Raw genomic sequence first — 19,446 nt, forward strand, 5'->3', positions numbered from 1 at the left:
TTCACGGGGTGCGTGCTGCTGTTTCCCCGAGGCAACTTCCTTGGCACACGGATCCGGGGAGGGTGTGAGAAGTGGGAAACCGAGAATCGGTGTGCCGGCCGCCGCGTCCGACGTGACGGAGTCCGCGAGCGCGGCCGTCGACTACAGCCACTTCCTCCATTTGAAGACCGACCACAGGGTGACGGCCAGGCCGAACATCGCCAGCAACGAGAGCGGGTAGCCCCACTCGGCGTCGAGCTCCGGCATGTTCGTGAAGTTCATGCCGTACACGGTGCCCACCAGGCTCGGCGCGAAGAGGATCGCCGCCCAGCTGGTGATCTTCTTGATCTCCTCGTTCTGCGCGATGCTCTGCTCCGACAGCTTCTTCGTCTCCTCGCTCTGCGCGAGGCTCGCCTCCGAGAGTTCCCGCATCGCCTCGTTCTGCTGCTGCGTGACCAGCGTGCTGTGCACGGTGAGGGCGTTCTCGAGGAGCACCCGGAACGAGTCGGCGCGCTCCGCGATGCGCAGCGCATGGTCCAGGACGTCCCGGTAGCGAGCGCGAATCTCCTCGCTGGTGTTGTACTTCTCGGCGCCCCGCAGGAGCGCTTCGAGGATGGTTCGCAGCGGACTCGTCGCGCGTTGGAAGTTGATGACCTCGCCGAGGAGTTCGTAGATGCGGCGCGTGACCCGCTCGTCGCCCGCGAACAGCTGGTCCTCGATCTCGTCGATGTCATTCTCGAGACCGGCGGTCACCGGGGCGTACCCGTCGACGACCTGGTCGAGCACCGAATAGAGGACCGCCTCGGGACCAAGGCTGAGGAGCGCCGGGCTCTGCTCCATCCGGTGCCGGACGTCGCCCAGCTCCGGGCGTGCGGCCTGCCTGACCGTGACCACGAACTCGGGGCCGACGAACAGGTGGATCTCCCCGAAGTGGACCGTCTCGGTGGCGTCGACGTACCAGGCTGGTCGGAGGACCACGAAGAGGGTGCTGCCGTAGCGTTCGATCTTCGGTCGCTGATGCCCGACCCGTGCGTCCTCGACGGCGAGCGGATGCAGGTCGAACTCCCTGGCGACGGCGTCGAGTTCCTGGTTGCTTGGCTGGAAGAGGCCGATCCAGGCCATCCCCGCATGCTCGCGGAGCTTCTCGAACGTCTCGTCGAGTGTTGCCGGCGTGAAGCACCGACGCCCCTTCACGTAGATCCCGTTGTCGATCAAGGCCATGGGCTGCCCTCCTAGCACGTCGGATGTCGGTGAGGCGTCGTCCGCAGTCCGCGACCGCGACACGCGCCCCCGAACCCACCGCGGACCGACCCTACGCCCACTTCCCCGCTGACGGGAGCGAACCTGCGCGAGACCGCGTTGAGGAGTACCTCGCCGACCTTTGGAGGTGCGCGGCAGCTCGGCGGGATCGGCTCAGGTTCGGTCAGCGCCGACGGCTGCGCTTCGACGACGCGCGCTTCGAGCGTCCGCCCCGCTGAGCGCTCCCGGACTTGCCGTGCTTCGGGCGCTTCGACTGCTTGGCACGCGACGCGGCCTGCTGCTCGCGCTTCTTCTTGGCGCTCTGCTTCTTGACGACGATTCCGAACACGAATGTGACGATGCGGAGGAACATGGTTGCCTGCTTTCGGTGAGGTGAGATCGTGCGGGGTCAAGTGCCGCCGCCTGGCCACCGAACGGCGGCCAGGCCGGCTGAAGAGGTGAGGCGGTGTGAGCTACTGGACGCGAGCTTCGGCCGGCTCGTCGTGCTCGTCGCTCGGCAGGTGCACGTCGTTGATCGTGACGTTGACCTCGGTGACCTCGAGGCCGACGATCGTCTCGATCGCACGGATGACGTCGGCGCGCACGCCGTTGGCGACATCCTGCAGCGCGACCGGGTACTCGGCCACGATGGTCACGTCGACGGCGACCTGCGTCTCACCGACCTCGACGCTCACACCCTGGCCCTGGTCGGTGGCGTTGATGGCGTTGCGGATGGCACCGATGGCGCGGGCTGCGCCACCGCCGAGGTCGTAGACGCCGTGCGCCTCGCGGGCGGCGATGCCGGCGACGCGGGCGACGACGCTGTCGACGACCGTCGTCGTGCCGTGGCCGGTTGCGACCTCCGAGCCGGTGCGGCTGGTGGGAACGACACTCTTGTCAGTGGACCCCGTGCCCGCCTTGGACGGAGCGACGACGCTCGGGGTGGCAGTCGTGTTGGGGGTGACGTTCGACATGTGCGGTTCTCCTTGAGATCGAGCCCTGGTGCGTGTGCACCGATGGGGGGCGTTACAGAGGAGACGTGCGCCGACGCCGGAGCGTCACAAAGTTCCTGTGGCTCTCGGCGGACACTCAGGGAACGGGGCAGGGGGAGATCAGCACGGGCCGGTCAGACGCACGCGATCGACGAGACCGAGCACCGTCTCAGCCGGTACCTACCTGGCGACCTGGCCCGTGCCGTCCACCGCCAGTGGGTCGATCTCCGCGAGCTCGGCTTCCGTGAGCCCGGGTGCATCCAACGCGGCGACGTTCTGCTCGAGCTGCGCGACGCTCGAGGCACCGATGAGCGCGCTCGTGACCTGCGGGTGGCGCAGCACCCAGCTCAGGGCGAGCTGCGCGAGCGTCTGGCCGCGGCCAGCGGCGATCTCGTTCACCGCGCGAGCCCGCGCGAGGTACTCGTCGTCGATGCCAGCGGCCGAGAGGAACCTCGACGTGGCAGCGCGCGAGTTCTCGGGCACCTCGCCGTCGAGATAGCGATCGGTGAGCAGGCCCTGCGCGAGCGGCGAGAAGACGATCCCGCCAGCTCCCACCTCATCGAGCGCCGGGAGCAGGCCCCGCTCGATGTGGCGGTCGAACATGGAGTAGCGCGGCTGGTGGATCGTGAGCGGGATGCCGTGGCTCGCCAGGATGCGCGCGGCCTCGCGCGTCTGGGCGGGGTCGTAGTTCGAGACCCCGACATAGAGTGCGCGCCCGGAGGTGACGGCAGTCGCGAGCGCTCCCATGGTCTCCTCGAGCGGCGTCTCGGGATCGAAGCGATGCGAGTAGAAGATGTCGACGTAGTCGAGGCCGAGGCGAGCGAGCGACTGGTCGAGCGACGCGAGCACGCTCTTCCGCGAGCCCCACTCGCCATACGGTCCTGGCCACATCGCGTAGCCGGCCTTCGACGACACGATGATCTCGTCCCGGTGGGCGGAGAGGTCGGCCGCGAGGATCCGACCGAAGTTCGCCTCCGCCGACCCTGGCGGCGGCCCGTAGTTGTTCGCGAGATCGAAGTGCGTGATGCCGAGGTCGAACGCGCGGCGGATGATCGCGCGCTGCGTCTCGACCGGCCGCTCGCGGCCGAAGTTGTGCCACAGGCCGAGGGAGAGCTCGGGGAGCTTCAACCCGCTTCGCCCCGCTCGTGCGTAGCGCATCCGCTCGTATCGATCGGCGGCGGCGGTGTACTCGGAGTGCGCGACTGCGGTCATGGTCCGATTCAGCCACTTTCGCATTCGTAAGTCAATGGCGTGCCTCGTTTACGATGACGTAAGCTCGTTCGGGTGAAGACATCGACGTGGATGCCCGGCCGCCAGACAGTCCGCTTCGGCGGCGACTACAACCCAGAGCAGTGGCCCCGCGAGGTGTGGGGTGAGGACATCCGCCTCATGCAGGACGCCGGCGTGAACCTCGTCAGCATCGGCATCTTCTCGTGGGCGCTCCTCGAGCCGGAGGAAGGCGTCTACGACTTCGCGGTGCTCGACGAGATCATCGACCTTCTGCACGACGCAGGCATCGACGTTGACCTCGCCACACCGACGGCCTCGCCGCCAGCCTGGTTCTACCGGAAGTACCCGCATTCGAGAGCCGTGACGCGCGACGGCATGCCGCTCGCCTTCGGGTCGCGCGGCATCGTCAGCCCGAGCTCCCCCGAGTACCGACGCGCTGCGACGGCGATCGCGGCGAAGCTCGCCGAGCGGTACTCCGAGCATCCGGCAGTTGTGCTCTGGCATGTCCACAACGAGTACGGCACCCCGGTCACGGAGAGCTACGACGACGCCTCCGTCATCGCGTTCCAGGTCTGGCTGCAGGAGCGCTACGCGACGCTCGAGACCCTCAACGTGGCGTGGGGCACGAACTTCTGGGGTCAGCGCTACGGCGCCTGGGAGGAGATCGATGCGCCGCGAACCTCGGGCACGGCAAGCAACCCCGCCCACCGCCTCGACTTCGCACGGTTCAGCTCGGCGGCACTGCTCGAGTGCTTCAAGGCCGAGCGCGACGCGATCCGCGAGCACGCCTCGCAGCCGATCACGACGAACTTCATGGCCGGCATGTGCCCCAGCGTCGACCTCTGGCGGTGGGCCGACGAGGTCGACATCGTCGCCAACGACCATTACCTCTCCGCCGAGCAGCAGGACAACCACATCCAGCTGTCCCGGGCCGCCGACCTCACCCGCTCACTCGCGCGGGGCAAGCCGTGGATCCTCATGGAGCACTCGACGTCGGCGGTGAACTGGCAGCCGCGCAACATCGCGAAGCGACCGGGCGAGATGCGTCGCAACAGCCTCGCCCACGCGGCCCGCGGCGCCGACGCGGTGCTCTTCTTCCAGGTGCGGGCCGGGCAGAGGGGCGCCGAGAAGTTCCACTCGGCCCTCATCCCGCAGGCCGGCGCGACGTCGCGCAAGTGGCGGGAGTCGGTGGCGCTCGGCGCCGACGTCGCCGCCCTGGCGCCGGTCCTCGGCTCGCGAGTGGATGCGCGGGTCGCGATCGCCTGGGACTGGGAGTCGTTCTGGGCGCAGGATCTCGACTGGCGCCCCTCGGTCGACCTCGACCACCGGGAGCGCATCGAGGCCTTCTACGCGGCGCTCTGGCGCCGCGGGGTCACGGTCGACTTCGTGCATCCCGCCGCCGACCTCACGGGGTACGACGTCGTCTTCGCCCCCGCGCTCTATCTCATCGAGGACGACGCGGCGGCGAACCTGCGCGAGTACGCGGCGCAGGGCGGCACGCTGGCGTTCTCCTACTTCTCCGGCATCGTGTCGAGCAACGACGATGTCCCCACCGGCCCCTACCCCGGCCAGCTCCGTGAGGTGCTCGGCCTCGTCATCGAGGAGTTCCTGCCCCTGCGGGCCGGCGAGCGGATCACGCTCAGCGACGGTGCGCGCGGGCGCGTCTGGAGCGACGACATCGAGCTGCGGGGCGCCACGAGCGTCGCCGAGTTCGCCGACGGCCCGGGCGTCGGCCGTCCGGCGGTCACCAAGAACAGCTTCGGCGACGGCACGGCCTGGTACCTCGCCACCGCGCTCGACGGCGCCGACCTCGACGGATTCGTGACGCGGGTGCTCGACGGTGCGGCGGTCGACTACTCCCCCGTCGGCAACGTCGAGCGCGTCGTGCGCCGCGGTGACGGCGTCGACTACGTGTTCCAGATCAACCACGGAGCGCAGGATGCGAGGGCCGGGATCTCGGGGCATGACCTGCTGACGGGCGAGTCGGTCTCGTCGGACGATCCAGTGCCAGCGGGCAGCGTCCGCGTCGTGGCCGTCCCTCACGCGCAGTCCTGACGGCCCGACCAGGGATCCGCAACGCTGAACTGGTAGGAACAGACCATGACGGAAGCGGACTCCCCCACGTTCGACGCAGCATCAACCGCCCTCGAAGTGGTCGAAGGCGTGGACCTCAGCGGCAAGACGGCGCTCGTCACCGGGGCGAGTTCCGGGATCGGCGTCGAGACGGCCCGGGCGCTCGCGGCGGCGGGCGCGCACGTCACGCTCGCCGTGCGGGACACCGAGGCGGGCGAGCGTGCTGCGGCCGAGCTGCGAGCCTCCACCGGCAACGACGACGTCCGGGTAGTGCACCTCGACCTCGCCGACCTCGCCACGGTGCGTGAGCTGGCCTCAACTTGGGCGGGACCCCTGGACCTGCTCATCAACAACGCGGGGATCATGCACACCCCGGAGCTCCGCACCCCGGACGGCTGGGAGCTGCAGTTCGCGGTCAACCACCTCGGGCACTTCGCGCTCGCCAACGCCCTCCTTCCCGCACTCACCGAGGCGGGAAACGCGCGCATCGTGGCCGTGAGCTCGAGCGGCCACGCCTCGAGCGGCATCCGCTTCGACGACCCGTTCTTCGTGCGAGATGCGTACGACCGCGGGCTCGCCTACGGCCAGTCGAAGACCGCGAACGTGCTGTTCGCGCTCGAGGCGACCAGACGCTGGGCGGACCGCGGCATCGCGGCGGCGGCGCTCATGCCGGGTGGGATCTGGACCAACCTGCAGCGGCACTGGGACCCGGAGGTGCTGGCCGACATGAAGCGGCGCTTCCCGACCAAGACGCCGGAGCAGGGCGCCGCGACTTCGGTGTTCGTCGCGACGCGCGCAACGCTGGGACCAGGCACGCCCGCCTACTACGAGGACTGCCACCCGGCGGAGGTGGTCGATGAGATCGTCGACGGGGTGCACGGCGTCGTCGCCCACGCGCTCGACGAGACTGCCGCGCGGCGTCTGTGGAAGCTCTCCGAGTCGCTCCTCGCCGATGAGGCGTCCAGGCCTGCCGAGCCCGAGTTGCCAACCTGAAAGTGGAGCGACTTTCCGACTGAGAGCACACGCGCAGGAACGCGCATCCACTCGAGCCCGCCACGGACGAGATCCGCACGCTCATCCATGTCACGACCGCCGAATACCTCGCCCACGCGGGCGTTCCCGAGCAACCATTCGGCGTCGACTGGGAGATCAGCCTGCCCGCAGGAGTCGACGAGGGCAGGCTGCACGGAGCGTGCATGGCCGCCCACCATGCGATCGACCCGAACAACGGGCGCCTCGCGGCCCAGCGAATGCTGACCGCGCTGCGGGAGATGCTGGCGGAACCGGGACGCGGATAGGTGCGAGACGCGCTCGGGTATCGAAGGGGAAGAAGACCCCCCGGGTGCGGTTGCGTTCTGATCGGCGCACGAGGTGGGCCTACCGAGACGACGATCGACTCGTCCCCTCGTCGTGATTCCTGGGCGACGACCACGGGCCTCCCTTCACGGGAACCTCAGTCCGAAGAAAAGTTATCCGCGAATCTGCAGAATGTCGGTGGTTGTCCGTAGCGTTGGGGTCATGCAACAGCACCGCTCCTCCGACGTTTCGGATCCGGGGTTCGACCCCTCGGACCCAGCCTCGGTTGCGGCGCGGCGGGCGGAGATCCTGACCATGGAGGAGCAGGCGGCGGCAATGATCGCTGCAGGGGCTGCCTTGCAGCTGCGGGCCCACGCTGCCGCGTACGACTTCGGTCACGCGTTGGATGCGGCGGAGGGGTGCACTGAGTCGGCGATGCATGTGCGGTCCATCGCGAACGAGGTGGCGCTGGTCATGCAGGTGTCGTGCGGGGTGACGCAGGGCCAGCTCGCGCTCGCGTCGATGACGCAGCAGGACTTCCCTGCTTTGGCGGTCGCGTTGGACGAGAACGTCGTGACGCCCGCGCAGGTGCACAAGCTCGTCGAGGTAGGCCTCAAGGTCAACCACGAGGATCCGGTCGAGCAGGCGGAGCGGCGGGCGCTGTTTGTGGAGGTGATGCTCGAGCGCGTGCGGCGGGAGCCGTTGCCGCCGCAGGCACTGCGGAAGGCGGCGGAGCGGGTCGCGGAGGAGCTGACTGACGAGTCCATCGATCAGCGGCATACGCGGGCGAGGCGGCAGCGCCGAGCGACGGTCGAAGATCTTGGCGACGGGATGAGCATCATCCGGGTCACGACGGACACGTTCGTCGCGCACGCGATCCGCGACCGGGTGCGGAAGCAGGCGCTCGCGATCATCAAGGCGCGCCAGAAGGCGACAGCCGACGGTGCCTCAGGTGCAGCAAACACGGCCGCGCCCGGAACTGGCAGCGCGTTCGGACCCGTTGTCGACGATGCCCGCGCGAGCGCCGAGGCTACCGGGGAGCCAGACGCACCCGACGCCCTGGACGAGCGGAGTCTGAACGAGGTCATGTCCGACGTCGTCGCCGACATGCTCCTCACCAGCGATCCGATGGGCAACTCCGCGGCCGCCGGCATCCAGGCCAACGTGCAGCTCTCGATCCCGATCACGACGGTACTCGCCGACAGCGACCCCGCCAGCGACCAACCGGGCCGGGCGCCCGCGCTGCTCGACGGGATGACACCCATGCCGATCGAGGACGCGAAACGCCTCGCCGCGACCGCACCAGCCTTCCTCCGCGTCCTCACGCACCCCATCACCGGGGCCGTACAAGCCGTCGACTCCTACAAGCCCACCGCGGCGATGCGCGCCTTCCTACAGGCCCGCGACATCCACTGCCGCTTCATCGGCTGCCGACAACCCGCCGTGAGGTGCGAGCTCGACCACACCGAGGACTACCAGCACGGCGGCAAAACCGCAGTCTGGAACCTCAGCGACTTCTGCAAGAACCACCACATCGTCAAACACCACACCGCCTGGAAAGTCAGACAACTCGGCGGCGGCATCCTCGAATGGACCACACCAAGCGGGAAGATCTACATCAGCCGGCCCGAACCACACGGCGTGATCTTCAGACCAAGCGACCAACTCTTCAGACCGACGGATGAGCTCCCACGACTTCGCAAGGACCCGGACCGCGAACCAGGACCGCGACAATCCGACGACCCATCGTCGAGGCCCGGACACCTGCCGATGACACCACCGTTCTGACCCGACGATGCACTGCGCTGAGATGCGCCCCACTCCCTGGTCGAGAGGGGGCGCACCGCAGTGGCAGTCTGGGCTGGCTACCCGCGGCGGCGCACCCAGGCGGTCGTCTCCCCCGCCAGCGTCGCGCCATCCCCGAGGTCGCTGCGCAGCAGAACCTCGGCATCGGAACCCAGCTCGAAGGGTTCTGCGCCGAAGTTCGTGACGACCTCCCACCCGTTCGGGCGAGAGAAACGAAGCACATCCGCGCGCGCGCTCGACAGCCACTCAAGATGCTCACCGCTCTGCAGCTCGTGACGGAGCGCAAGCGCGCGGCGGTACAGCGCGAGCACAGAGCCCGCATCACCATCCTGCACTTCGACGGCCGACGCACCGAACCATGCGGGCTGAGGGAGGTGCGCATCCGCTTCCCCGAAACCGAACGACCGGCCCTCGGCCACCCAGGGCAGGGGAACACGGCAGCCATCGCGACCGATGTCCACCCCCGGGTTGCGGAAGAACGTCGGATCCTGGCGGTCAACGTCCGGGATCCCGGCGACCTCGTGAAGACCGAGCTCCTCACCCTGATAGAGGTACGCCGAACCCGGCAGCCCGAGCGTGAACAGCGTCGCCGCGCGAGCACGCCGCAGGCCGCCCTCAGCGTCAAGCGTCGGACGCGCACCACCAGAGAGCAGCCACTCCGCGCCGTGCTTCACGAGCGGGTGCCCCTTCTCGTTCCGCTCCACATGCGGGAGGCCATACCGGGTCGCGTGCCGCACCACGTCATGGTTCGACAGCACCCAGGTGGTCGACGAACCGGAACGCTCTGCCAGCTCGAGATTGTCAGCGACGATGCTCGAGAACTGCGCCGCCTCGAAGTCGGCCTCGAGGAGGTCGAAGTTGAACGCCTGCCCGAGCCCCTCCGGGCTCGCATAGCGCGGCCGACGGTCACGCTCAACCCACGCCTCCGCGACCGCGGTGCGCGGCGGGTCATACGAATCGAACACCTTGCGCCACTCGGCGTACACCTCGTGCACGTCGTCACGGTCGATGATCGGGTGGTGTCCGTCGAAGGGCAGCGCGTCGAGCTGAGCCTTCGAGGGCAGCTCCCCGCTGAGGTCCTTCGTCAGCATGTGCGCGACATCGATGCGGAAGCCGTCGACGCCGCGATCCGACCAGAAGCGCAGCGTGTGCAGGAAGTCCTCGCGCACCTCCGGGTTCGCCCAGTTGAAATCGGGCTGCTCGACCGCGAAGTTGTGGAAGTACCACTGGCCGTCCTCGACCCGATGCCAGGCCGGTCCGCCGAATACCGACTCCCAGTCGGTCGGCGCCTCGGCTCCATCCGGCCCCTTCCCGTCACGGAAGATGTAGCGCTCGCGCTCCGGCGACCCTGGCCCCGCCGCGAGGGCAGCCTGGAACCACGCGTGCTGATCCGACGAGTGGTTGGGCACGATGTCCACGATCACGCGGATCCCTGCGCCGTGGAGGGCCGCGACCATGACGTCGAAGTCGTCGAGCGTGCCGAGACGCGCATCCACGTTCCGGTAGTCGGCGACGTCGTAGCCGCCGTCGGCGAGCTCGGAAGGGTAGAAGGGGCTGAGCCAGACGGCATCGATGCCGAGCCCCTGTAGGTACGGCACCTTCTCGGTGATGCCCGGCAGGTCGCCGAGCCCATCGCCGTTCGCGTCCGCGAAGCTGCGCGGGTAGATCTGGTAGACAGCCGCATGACGCCACCAGTCGGCGTCGTGCGGGTGGGAGCGGGTGAGGACGTCGGTCTCTGCCGAGAAGGTCGAGCTCATAGTCGAAGTATTCCTTGGGGGTTGTTGGTGGTCTGGGGTGAGAGAGGCGTTGCTTGGGAGGAGGAGGCGCTGGCCGGGGATGCGTTCAGCCCTTGACCGCGCCCTGCGTGACGCCCTCCATGACCCACCGCTGCGTGAACAGGTAAGCGATCAGGGCGGGCGCCATCGCCATGAGGTAGGAGGCGAAGGAGACGTTGTAGTTGTTGCTGAACTGGGTCTGGAAGATCTTCTGCACGACGGGCAGCGTCTGCATCGCCGGGTCGGAGATGATGAGCGACGGCATCATGAAGTCGTTCCAGGACGCGAGGAAGGCGAAGATGCCGACCGTGGCGCTCATCGGGGCGAGCAGCGGGAAGATGACCCGCCAGAACGTCTGCCAGGTGCTGGCCCCGTCGATGCGCGCGCTTTCCTCGAGCTCGCCCGGGATCGACCGCAGGAACGCAGTGAAGAGCAGGATCGAGAAGCTCAGCTGGAACATGACGTGCAGGATGATGACGCCGACCGGGTTGTCGAGGCCGAAGAGTCCGCTCATCTGGATCTGCGGCAGCGCGACCGCCGGGAACGGCAGGAACATCGCCGCGAGCAGGTAGTAGAACGACCCCCGGAAGAAGCGGTGGTTCCAGTTGCGCGTGATGGCGTACGACGCGAGCGCCGCGAGCAGGATCACACCGGCCACCGTGCCCGCCGTGATGAACACGGAGACGCCGAACGCCTGCGGGAAGTTCGTGAGGTTCCAGGCCTCGACGAAGCCGTCGACGCTGAACGGCGCCGGCAGCGCGAAGACGTTGCCGCTCACGGCCTGCGACGTCGTCTTGAAGGCGGTCACCACGGTCACGTAGAGCGGGATGAGCACGGTCACGGCGCACAGAAGCAGGATGATCGTCGTCGACCATCGGTTCCGCCCGCCGAAGTTCTTGTTCGCCGGGGCCACACTGGCGCGGCCGACGATGGGTTGCTGAAGGGCCATCAGAGTTGGTTCTTTCCCTGGGTGAGGCGGAGCTGGAGAAGGGAGATGACGACGACGATCACGAAGAAGAACGTCGCGTTGGCCATCTGGTAGGCGTAGTCGCCACCGCTGAAGCCGGTGAAGATAGTCATTGCGATGCTTCGAGTCGACGTGCCCGGGCCGCCGTCGGTGAGGCCGACGATGATGTCGTAGGCGTTGAGGAAGTTCTTGAACCCGAGGATGACGTTGATGACGACGTAGCCCGCGACGAGCGGCAGCGTGATCTGCATCATTTGCTGCAGCTTCGTCGCACCGTCCAGCTCGGCGGCCTCGTACACGTCCCCGGGCACCGCGAGGAGGCCCGCGATGTAGATGAGCAGCGTGCCGGGAATCGCCTGCCAGGCCGTGACGATGACGATCCCGATCCAGGCGAGGTTGGGGTTCGCGAGGATACTCTCCGAGAGCCACGGGATGTTGAGGCTCTGCCCCAGGGCCGGAACCGCGTTGGAGAACAGGAAGTTGAACACGAACGCGATGACGATTCCCGAGATGACCATGGGGATCACGAACACGGTGCGCAGCGGGGCCTTGAGACGGATGCGCGCCACGAGCCCCACCGCCAGGAGGAACGCGAGCACGTTGACGAGGATCACGGTGACGGCCGCGAAGCCCATCGTGAAGCCGTAGCTCTGCCAGATGGCGGGGTCGCCGAACATGGCGAAGTAGTTGGTGACGCCGACGAAGTTCCACTCGCCGAAGCCGATGGAGTTCGTGAAGCTGAAGAAGATGCCGATGACGGCGGGGATCGTGATGGCGATCGTGAACAGCACGAGCGTCGGGACGAGGAAGAGGTAGAAGACCCGGTCGACTCGACGTGTGCTGCGTGGCCTGAGCTTCTTGCCTGCCCGCTGGGCTTCGTCGGTGCGGATCGCCTCGGTGGTGGTCGACACTGTTGTCTCCATTCCGGTTCGTGATCGAGTGGTGCTGCCCGTTTCCATGAGCGGATCTATTGGCGCAGCGCGAGGCGGGCCCAGTCGGCGTCGAGTGTGCTGAGCGTCGACTCGACGCTCGCTCCCCCGGTGACGAGTCCCTGCATGTAGTTCTCGGTGGGGATCGTCAGTGGAATCGCCTTTGACGGGCCCTGGTAGAAGGCGGCACTCTCGTAGTACGGCTGGAGCTCGACGAGCCGCGGGTCGGTGACCGGGTCGGCGTCGACCGTGGTGCCGAAGCCGAGCTGTGCGGCGTTGTAGGCGTTGATGATGTCCGGCTGGAAGAGGTACTGCAGGAACTCGCGCGCCTCCTCCTTGTGCTTCGAGGCTTCGGGGATCCAGGCGGCGAGGTCGATGTTGACGCGCACCTCGCGGTCGTCGGCATTCTCGGTCATGGGCAGCGGGAACATGCCGAGGTTCGCATCCGGGTTCGTTTTAGCGATCTCGCCGAGCGCCCACGGGCCCTGCAGGTACATGCCGGCCTTGCCTTCCGCGAAGGCCACGTTGCCGTCGCCATAGCCGCGGCTGCCGGCGTCCGCGTTCGTGTACTCGCTGGAGAGCTCAGTCATGCGGGTGACGGAGTCGGTCATGGTCGACTTGAACGAGACTGGTGAGTCCGGGCCGACGTCCGTGCCGAGCTCGTTGAGCTCGTTGTAGAAGCCGGCGACGTCGATGGAGCCACCCACGGTGTAGTCAAACCAGCCCTGGCTCACAGTCCACGGGTCCTTGAAAGTCGCGTAGAAGGGGTCGATGCCCGCCGCCTTGAGCTGGTCGCAGACCTCGATGAGCTCGCTGTAGGTCGTCGGGACCTCGAGGCCCTGCTCCTCGAAGATGTCCTTGTTGTAGATGACGGATGCGGCCATCACCGAGTAGGGCAGCACGCTCGTGCGTCCCGGGTAGCTCGCGTACTGGTCGACGAGGTTCTGGATTTCCGGCAGGATGCGGTCTGCTTCAGGCAGGTCGGAGAGGTCGGAGAGCGCGCCGCGCTCCATGAACCGAGCCATCTCCATGTTGTAGTTGAGGAGTCCGAGGTCCGGCGGGTTGCCCCGGAGGAAGCCGGCCTGCAGGTTCGAGGAGGTGTCGAGCACGACGCGAACCTCACTCTGCGAGGAGTTGTAGTCCTGGATGAGCTCGCGGAAGTACGGGATGGCCTCTGGCTTGCTGAGGAAGAAGCGCACCTCGGTCGGGCCGGTGCTGCTGCAGGCCACGAGGCCGGAGCCGGCGAGCACGAGCACAAGCGCGGCCACGAGGGCGCGGAGCAGGGTGCGGGGCCGGAAGCGTTTCGATGGTGATGGCACGTCATTGTCCCTTGGGCTGAGCTGGCAGCCCCAGGGAGATTCGGGGAGGCCAGACATTGAAACGAACACTAAATTTTGTATCTAAATTTACTACTGGAGGTAATGTAAGCCGACGGCCAGCGAAAGGTCAACACCGTGTTCAGACTCCCCGCCACCCCAGCGCCCCTCAAGCGCGCGAACCTGCAGCTGCTGCTCGAGTACGCATGGGATTCAGGAGCGTTCACGGCAACCGAGGCCTTGAGCATCGGCCTCACTCGGTCAACGATCATCGACCTGCTCGACGAGCTCGCCGGCTGCGGCCTCGTCACCGAGCTGCCGAATGCCCGCGAGGACGGCAGCTACCAGAAGGGGCGCCCGGCTAGGCGGTTTGAGTTCACGGCCGACGCTGGCATCGTGGTCGGCGTCGACGCGGGACGCGAGCACCTGACCACGACTGTGTCGAACCTCCGCGGCATCACCATCAGCTCCGGCCAGGTCGAGGTCGACCCGGGCGCTGACTCCCCTGAGACCCGGCGAGCGCTCCTCCGGAAGGTCGTCACCGACCAGCTGTCGACGACCAGGCACACCATCGATCAGGTGGCCGCCCTGTGTGTCGGTGTCCCGGCGCCCGTGGACGCCCGCGGCACCTCCCCCGCGCACGTCGAGGGGTTCTGGCAGCGCACCAACCCCGACTTCGCCACCGTCTTCGAGGACCAGGTCCCGATCATCCGCGTCGAGAACGACGCCCTGCTCGCGGCCGTCGCCGAGGGCAGCGTGGGAGGAGGCGTCGACTGCAGCGACTTCGTCACGTTCCTCAGCGGCGAGCGGTTCGGCGCTGGCATCGTCGTCGACGGACGCCTGCTGCGCGGCGCGCACGGCGGGGTCGGTGAGATGCTCGGCCTCGACCTCGTCGCTGGAGCGGAGGGTGTCGACGGATTGGGGCTTCGCGCCGCACGCCTCGCGCGAACAGCCGTCGAGCAGAACGCAGTGGCGCCGAACAGCGCCCTGCTCGGCGTCCCACCCCACGAGATCAACGGCAAGCTCGTCCTCGAGGCGGCGAACGAGGGCGACATCGATGCCCTCCGCATCGTCGCCGAAGTCGGCGGCGTCCTCGCGCGCATCGTCGGACTCGTGGCCAGCCTGTTCGATCCCGAACGGGTCATCATCGCCGGCGGCGTCGCACCCGGAGCCGACGGCCTCATCGCGGCGGCCCGCGAGGAGCTGCCGGCGCTCCTGCACCTGCCGGTGCCAGAGCTCGTCCGCTCCGAGCTCGGAGCCGGCGTGGTCTCCGTGGGCGCCGTCCAGCACGCGCTTCGCTCACTGCGCGACGGCATCCTCGACCTGTAGCGCTGTGGATCTGAACCCCTGGGGTCCTGAATCCTGACCATCCGCAGGTGAAGAGACCGAATGCTCACCGCCCGGCAACACACCGACGTGGAATGCGGCGAGCAACCGTGCTGTTCGATCTGGGGGGCAACGCACCAGCGCTCAGCCCCCGATCCGAAAGGCACTATCAGTGGACCTCTTCTCTCCTTTGACCCTCGGCGACATCCAGCTCGCCAACCGCGTCGTCATGGCGCCGCTGACTCGCACACGTGCGAGCGCGGAGGGTGTACCGGGTGAGCTTGTGGCGGAGCACTACGCTCAGCGCGCCAGCCTGGGCCTCATCATCACCGAGGGCACGTACCCGAGCGCCGAGTCTCGCTCCTACCCCGGCCAGCCGGGCATCGTCACCCCCGAGCAGACCGAAGGCTGGCGCCGAGTCGCCGAAGCCGTGCACGCCAAGGGTGGCCGCATCGTCATGCAGATCATGAACGGCGGGCGCGTCTCGCACCCCGACATCACGGGCACGCCCCGCATCGTCGCCCCGAGCGCCATCGCGATCGACGGCGAGGTGCGCACCCCCAACGGCAAGCAGCCGTACCCGGTCCCCCACGCCCTCACGACGGCCGAGCTCGCCGATGTTCGCGAGGAGTTCGTGGATGCGGCCCGCCGCGCCATCGAGGCAGGCCTCGACGGCGTCGAGATCCACGGCGCCAACGGGTACCTGCTGCACGAGTTTCTCTCCCCCGTCTCGAACCAGCGCACCGACGAGTACGGCGGCTCCCCCGAGGCGCGCGCTCGCTTCGTGGTCGAGGTCACCGCGGCCGTCGCGGAAGCGATCGGGGCCGGCCGCGTGGGCCTGCGCCTCTCGCCCGCCCACAACATCCAGGACGTCGTCGAGACCGACGACGCCGACGTGCGCGCGACCTACGACGCCGTCGCCGACGGCCTCGCACCCCTCGGCCTCGCCTACCTGAGCGTGCTCCACAGCAACCCCGAGGGCGAGCTCGTGCAGGACCTGCGCGCACGCTTCGGCGGCGCCTTCATCGCGAACAGCGGCTTCAGCCGTGTCACGACCCGCGAGGAAGCCGTCAACCTCGTCAAGGAGGGCAACGCCGACGCCGTCGCCGTCGGTCGCCTCGCGATCGCCAACCCCGACCTCGTCGAGCGCTGGCTCGGCGAGCACCCCGAGAACGAGCCGAACCCGGCGACCTTCTACGGCGACAGCGCGGTCGGATACACCGACTACCCGCGGCTCTCCGCGTAGCCCCGCAAGGCGAAGACAGAGCGAATGCCGCCCGCCAGAACCCTCTGGCGGGCGGCATTCCACACCTCCGGGCGATGCGGCACTCCCTGCCCGGCACCTGAGATTCGGTGCCAGGCGGACGCGACGCGGACGCGATCCCCTTGCGGCCCTTGCGCGACACATCCGCCGTGTTAGCATGCGTTATACGATTAACTGATCCACAAGGAGGTGGGCAATGGCGAGGCGCCCCAAGACGACCACGATGGCACAGGTGGCGGAGCACGCAGGCGTATCCCAGGCCACGGTGTCGCTGGTCCTGAACAACGTCGCAGGGTCGCGCGTTGCCGAGGCCACCAAGGAACGTGTGCTCGAGGCCGTTCGCGACCTCGACTACCGAACGAATGCGTTCGCGAAGACGCTGCGCAGCGGCGAGTCGGAGATGATCGGCTTCATCTCGGACGAAGTGGCAAGCTCGCCATTCGCGGGCGGCCTCCTGAAGGGAGCCCAGCTCCTCGCCTGGGAGAACGGCAACGTGATTCTCACTGTCGACACCTACAACGACGCCGGCCTCGAGCAGGCCGCAGTCGAGATGATGCAGTCGTACCGGGTGCGGGGCGTCGTGTACGCCTCCATGTACCACCGCGTGATCGATGTACCCGAGGCCCTGAGCGGAGTACCCACCGTCGTCGTCAACGCCCAGGACCGTGCCGGCCTCGTCCCAAGCGTCTTCCCTGACGAGGAGATGGGCGGATATGCCGCGACACGTCAGCTCGTCGAGGCGGGGCACACGAAGATCGCCATGATCAACATTCAGCCCGAAGTGAGCGACCTGCCGGCAGGCATCGGCCGCCTCGCGGGGTTCCGAAGAGCCCTGACGGAGGCCGGGCTGTCGGCATACCCGGACTGGATCCTCTCCGGCACGGGAATCGTCGAGGACGGACTGCGCCTGACCGCACAGCTCATGGAGGGCGAAGACCGCCCGACGGCGATCTTCTGTGGCAACGACAGAACGGCCTGGGGTGCGTACCGAGCCCTCGAGGCACGCGGCCTCACCGTGCCAGACGACTGCTCGATCATCGGATTCGACAACCACGAGATGCTTGCGCCGCACCTCGACCCGGGCCTCTCCACCGTCGCCCTCCCCTACGAGCAGATGGCCAGGACCGCCATCGATCTCCTTCTCAACCCAACACCCTCCCCATCCCTTCACATCCCACTCGAGTGCACCGTCGTCACTCGCGGGTCTGTAGCAAAGGCCAAGGCATGACCACGAAGACCACCACCCCCACGCGAACGGGGAAGCAGCCCCGTCACCCCTTCTTGACGAGGCGCCCGAGGCGAAATCTCAAGACGGAGTTCCGTCGCGCCTTGCGAAGCTGGCAGTTATACGTATTACTTACCCCTGCCCTCGTCTCTGTTCTGGTCTTCAAGTACTGGCCCATGTACGGCGCGCAGATCGCCTTCCGCAACTACAACCCGGCTGACGGATTCGCCGGAAGCCCGTGGGTTGGGCTCGAGCACTTCGAACGGTTCGTCAACTCGTTCCAGTTCGAGCGCCTGATCGCCAACACGCTGACGCTGAACGCCCTCGGGCTGCTGATCGCATTCCCCGTGCCTATCATTTTGGCCCTCATCGTCAATCAGCTGCAGAGCGAACGTTTCAAGAAGTTCACGCAGACAGTGCTCTACTCACCCTCGTTCATCTCCGTCGTGGTCGTTGTCGGAATGATCTACCTGCTCTTCTCGCCGCGATCCGGAATCGTCAACAACGCCATCACCGTGTTCGGCGGCGACCCGGTCTTCTTCATGGGATCAGCGGAATGGTTCAGGCCCCTGTATATCGGCTCCGACATTTGGCAGAATGCCGGATTCTCGATGATCGTCTACCTCGCCGCCCTGACCGCCATCGATCCGTCGCTGCACGAGGCGGCCCGAGTCGACGGCGCGAACAAGTGGCAGAGAATCCGTCACATCGATATTCCGGGCATCCTGCCCGTCATCACGATCCTGTTCATTCTTGCGATCGGGAACCTGTTCAACCTCGGCTTCGAGAAGGTCCTCCTCATGCAGACAGACCTGAACCTGCCGACCTCGGAGGTCATTCAGACCTACGTCTACCAAGCCGGACTCAAGCAGGCCCAGTTCAGCTACTCGGCCGCCATCGGCCTCTTCAACTCCTTCATCAACATGGTGCTGCTCCTGACCTTCAACTGGGTCGCGAAGCGTGCAGGCCAGTCGACCCTCTGGTGACGAACATGACCTCTACGACTTCTGCGCCTCGGCACGAGACAACCGAGCACCACGTCCCGGCCGAGCACCACCCCGAATCCCGGCGCCCGGCCAGCCGCCGGAAGGAATCCTGGCGCAGACGCATGGCCGACCCGGTCTTCAACGTGTTCGCGGTTGGAACCCTGGTGCTGGCCATCGCGGCCATCATCTACCCCCTGTACTTCATCGTCATCGCGTCGGTCAGCGAGCCGTCCGAGATCCTGAACGGCAACGTCTGGCTCTGGCCGCAGGGGTTCACGCTCGAAGGGTACGCACGCATCTTCGCGGACGCTGCGATCTGGCAGGGGTTCGGGAACTCGGTTCTGTACACCAGCGTCGCCACTCTCATCAGCGTCGTGTCGATTCTCTGCGGCGCCTACGCCCTGTCGAGGAAGGACCTCTACGGCCGGAAATTCCTCATGTTGATCTTCATCCTCACGATGTTCATCGACGGAGGCCTGATCGCCAGGTACCTCGTCGTCCGAGACCTCGGGATGCTCGACACCATCTGGGCCGTCGTCCTCCCGGGTGCGGTCGGCGTCTGGAACCTCATCATCGCGCGAGCGTTCTTCGAGAACAATGTGCCAAGCGAACTTCGGGAAGCCGCTCAGCTCGATGGTGCCAACGACTTCCGCTTCTTCTTCCAGATCGTGCTCCCTCTCTCGAAGCCGCTGATCTTCCTCATGATCATGATCCACCTCGTGGCGAACTGGAACGCTTTCTTCGATGCGCTCATCTACCTCGACGACGAGAGCAAGTATCCGCTGCAGCTTGTGCTCAGGAACGTGCTGATCCAGTCGGAGGTGAATTCCGCGGGAGGCACAGGCGCCCTCGATTCCTATGCCGCGGCGCAGCGCCTCGGTGAGCTCATGAAATACGGAATGATCGTCATCTCGAGTCTCCCCCTCCTCATCGTTCTGCCGTTCATGCAGAAGCACTTCACCAAGGGAGCAATGATCGGCGCCGTCAAGAGCTGATTCCTTACCTGTCATTCCCACCGACATATCCGTCTCATCTCCACCACG

At 67.0% G+C, this 19,446-nt stretch carries 16 protein-coding genes and 1 pseudogene; 9 read left to right on the plus strand and 8 right to left on the minus strand.

Going from position 1 to position 19,446, the window contains the following annotated elements:
• Positions 1–141: 141 nt before the first annotated feature.
• From C5B97_RS12730 to C5B97_RS12745, 4 genes are all read right to left on the minus strand, one after another.
• Positions 142–1,200, minus strand: a complete 1,059-nt coding sequence (locus C5B97_RS12730; protein ID WP_104312366.1) for a magnesium and cobalt transport protein CorA — start codon at positions 1,198–1,200, stop codon at positions 142–144.
• A gap of 202 nt (positions 1,201–1,402) precedes the next feature.
• Positions 1,403–1,591, minus strand: coding sequence for a hypothetical protein (locus C5B97_RS12735; protein WP_104312367.1), 189 nt, complete (start codon positions 1,589–1,591; stop codon positions 1,403–1,405).
• Positions 1,592–1,691: 100 nt separating this feature from the next.
• Positions 1,692–2,192 carry an Asp23/Gls24 family envelope stress response protein gene (locus C5B97_RS12740; RefSeq protein ID WP_104312368.1) on the minus strand — a complete coding sequence of 167 codons (501 nt, stop codon included), beginning with the start codon at positions 2,190–2,192 and terminating at the stop codon, positions 1,692–1,694.
• 198 nt (positions 2,193–2,390) lie between these two features.
• On the minus strand, positions 2,391–3,368 hold the full coding sequence (locus tag C5B97_RS12745) for an aldo/keto reductase (protein ID WP_104312620.1): 978 nt from the start codon (positions 3,366–3,368) through the stop codon (positions 2,391–2,393).
• A gap of 144 nt (positions 3,369–3,512) precedes the next feature.
• Here C5B97_RS12745 and C5B97_RS12750 point away from each other — a divergent pair, with 144 nt between their 5' ends.
• The 4 genes and pseudogenes from C5B97_RS12750 to C5B97_RS12760 all read left to right on the plus strand — a co-directional run bounded on the left by C5B97_RS12750 (position 3,513) and on the right by C5B97_RS12760 (position 8,597).
• Positions 3,513–5,495, plus strand: a complete 1,983-nt coding sequence (locus C5B97_RS12750; protein ID WP_104312621.1) for a beta-galactosidase — start codon at positions 3,513–3,515, stop codon at positions 5,493–5,495.
• Positions 5,496–5,540: 45 nt separating this feature from the next.
• The gene (locus C5B97_RS12755; RefSeq protein WP_104312369.1) at positions 5,541–6,506 is read left to right on the plus strand and encodes an SDR family NAD(P)-dependent oxidoreductase; all 966 of its coding nucleotides are present in this window, start codon (positions 5,541–5,543) and stop codon (positions 6,504–6,506) included.
• Positions 6,507–6,550: 44 nt separating this feature from the next.
• Positions 6,551–6,682 (plus strand): annotated as a pseudogene (locus C5B97_RS18375) (DUF5956 family protein); the annotation flags it as partial.
• A 349-nt stretch (positions 6,683–7,031) separates the two neighbouring features.
• The gene (locus tag C5B97_RS12760) at positions 7,032–8,597 is read left to right on the plus strand and encodes an HNH endonuclease signature motif containing protein (RefSeq protein WP_146080816.1); all 1,566 of its coding nucleotides are present in this window, start codon (positions 7,032–7,034) and stop codon (positions 8,595–8,597) included.
• 77 nt (positions 8,598–8,674) lie between these two features.
• On the opposite strand, the gene C5B97_RS12765 is transcribed toward C5B97_RS12760, so the two are convergent.
• From C5B97_RS12765 to C5B97_RS12780, 4 genes are all read right to left on the minus strand, one after another.
• The gene (locus tag C5B97_RS12765) at positions 8,675–10,372 is read right to left on the minus strand and encodes an alpha-amylase family glycosyl hydrolase (RefSeq protein ID WP_104312371.1); all 1,698 of its coding nucleotides are present in this window, start codon (positions 10,370–10,372) and stop codon (positions 8,675–8,677) included.
• 85 nt (positions 10,373–10,457) lie between these two features.
• Positions 10,458–11,339 (minus strand): carbohydrate ABC transporter permease, encoded by an 882-nt coding sequence (locus tag C5B97_RS12770; RefSeq protein ID WP_104312372.1) that lies wholly within the window; start codon positions 11,337–11,339, stop codon positions 10,458–10,460.
• Positions 11,339–12,247: a carbohydrate ABC transporter permease gene (locus C5B97_RS12775; protein ID WP_258068276.1), complete on the minus strand. Its 909-nt coding sequence runs from the start codon at positions 12,245–12,247 to the stop codon at positions 11,339–11,341. The genes C5B97_RS12770 and C5B97_RS12775 overlap by 1 nt, the downstream gene beginning before the upstream one ends.
• Positions 12,248–12,324: 77 nt before the next feature.
• Positions 12,325–13,605: an extracellular solute-binding protein gene (locus tag C5B97_RS12780; protein ID WP_308471454.1), complete on the minus strand. Its 1,281-nt coding sequence runs from the start codon at positions 13,603–13,605 to the stop codon at positions 12,325–12,327.
• A 135-nt stretch (positions 13,606–13,740) separates the two neighbouring features.
• Here C5B97_RS12780 and C5B97_RS12785 point away from each other — a divergent pair, with 135 nt between their 5' ends.
• The 5 genes from C5B97_RS12785 (at position 13,741) to C5B97_RS12805 (ending at position 19,398) form a co-directional block, all read left to right on the plus strand.
• Positions 13,741–14,931, plus strand: coding sequence for an ROK family protein (locus tag C5B97_RS12785; protein ID WP_104312375.1), 1,191 nt, complete (start codon positions 13,741–13,743; stop codon positions 14,929–14,931).
• A gap of 169 nt (positions 14,932–15,100) precedes the next feature.
• Positions 15,101–16,174 carry an alkene reductase gene (locus tag C5B97_RS12790; RefSeq protein ID WP_104312376.1) on the plus strand — a complete coding sequence of 358 codons (1,074 nt, stop codon included), beginning with the start codon at positions 15,101–15,103 and terminating at the stop codon, positions 16,172–16,174.
• A gap of 214 nt (positions 16,175–16,388) precedes the next feature.
• Entirely contained in the window at positions 16,389–17,420 is a 1,032-nt protein-coding gene (locus tag C5B97_RS12795; RefSeq protein ID WP_104253717.1) for a LacI family DNA-binding transcriptional regulator, read from the plus strand.
• Positions 17,417–18,403 carry a sugar ABC transporter permease gene (locus tag C5B97_RS12800; protein ID WP_104312377.1) on the plus strand — a complete coding sequence of 329 codons (987 nt, stop codon included), beginning with the start codon at positions 17,417–17,419 and terminating at the stop codon, positions 18,401–18,403. Before C5B97_RS12795 ends, C5B97_RS12800 begins: the two co-directional genes overlap by 4 nt.
• A 5-nt stretch (positions 18,404–18,408) precedes the next feature.
• Positions 18,409–19,398 carry a carbohydrate ABC transporter permease gene (locus tag C5B97_RS12805; protein ID WP_104312622.1) on the plus strand — a complete coding sequence of 330 codons (990 nt, stop codon included), beginning with the start codon at positions 18,409–18,411 and terminating at the stop codon, positions 19,396–19,398.
• The last annotated feature ends 48 nt before the right edge of the window (positions 19,399–19,446 follow it).

Origin of the sequence: Pseudoclavibacter sp. RFBB5 (genome assembly GCF_002931555.1) — a bacterium.
In the GTDB taxonomy this organism is placed as follows: domain Bacteria; phylum Actinomycetota; class Actinomycetes; order Actinomycetales; family Microbacteriaceae; genus Pseudoclavibacter.

Bases quoted from the DNA above. Each gene is read 5' to 3' on its own strand.
- C5B97_RS12755 (WP_104312369.1), top strand. From the start codon at position 5,541: ATGACGGAAGCGGACTCCCCCACGTTCGACGCAGCATCAACCGCCCTC.
- C5B97_RS12765 (WP_104312371.1), bottom strand. From the start codon at position 10,372: ATGAGCTCGACCTTCTCGGCAGAGACCGACGTCCTCACCCGCTCCCAC.
- C5B97_RS12795 (WP_104253717.1), top strand. From the start codon at position 16,389: ATGGCGAGGCGCCCCAAGACGACCACGATGGCACAGGTGGCGGAGCAC.
- C5B97_RS12745 (WP_104312620.1), bottom strand. From the start codon at position 3,368: ATGCGCTACGCACGAGCGGGGCGAAGCGGGTTGAAGCTCCCCGAGCTC.
- C5B97_RS12760 (WP_146080816.1), top strand. From the start codon at position 7,032: ATGCAACAGCACCGCTCCTCCGACGTTTCGGATCCGGGGTTCGACCCC.
- C5B97_RS12800 (WP_104312377.1), top strand. From the start codon at position 17,417: ATGACCACGAAGACCACCACCCCCACGCGAACGGGGAAGCAGCCCCGT.
- C5B97_RS12805 (WP_104312622.1), top strand. From the start codon at position 18,409: ATGACCTCTACGACTTCTGCGCCTCGGCACGAGACAACCGAGCACCAC.
- C5B97_RS12750 (WP_104312621.1), top strand. From the start codon at position 3,513: ATGCCCGGCCGCCAGACAGTCCGCTTCGGCGGCGACTACAACCCAGAG.
- C5B97_RS12740 (WP_104312368.1), bottom strand. From the start codon at position 2,192: ATGTCGAACGTCACCCCCAACACGACTGCCACCCCGAGCGTCGTCGCT.
- C5B97_RS12730 (WP_104312366.1), bottom strand. From the start codon at position 1,200: ATGGCCTTGATCGACAACGGGATCTACGTGAAGGGGCGTCGGTGCTTC.
- C5B97_RS12770 (WP_104312372.1), bottom strand. From the start codon at position 11,339: ATGGCCCTTCAGCAACCCATCGTCGGCCGCGCCAGTGTGGCCCCGGCG.
- C5B97_RS12735 (WP_104312367.1), bottom strand. From the start codon at position 1,591: ATGTTCCTCCGCATCGTCACATTCGTGTTCGGAATCGTCGTCAAGAAG.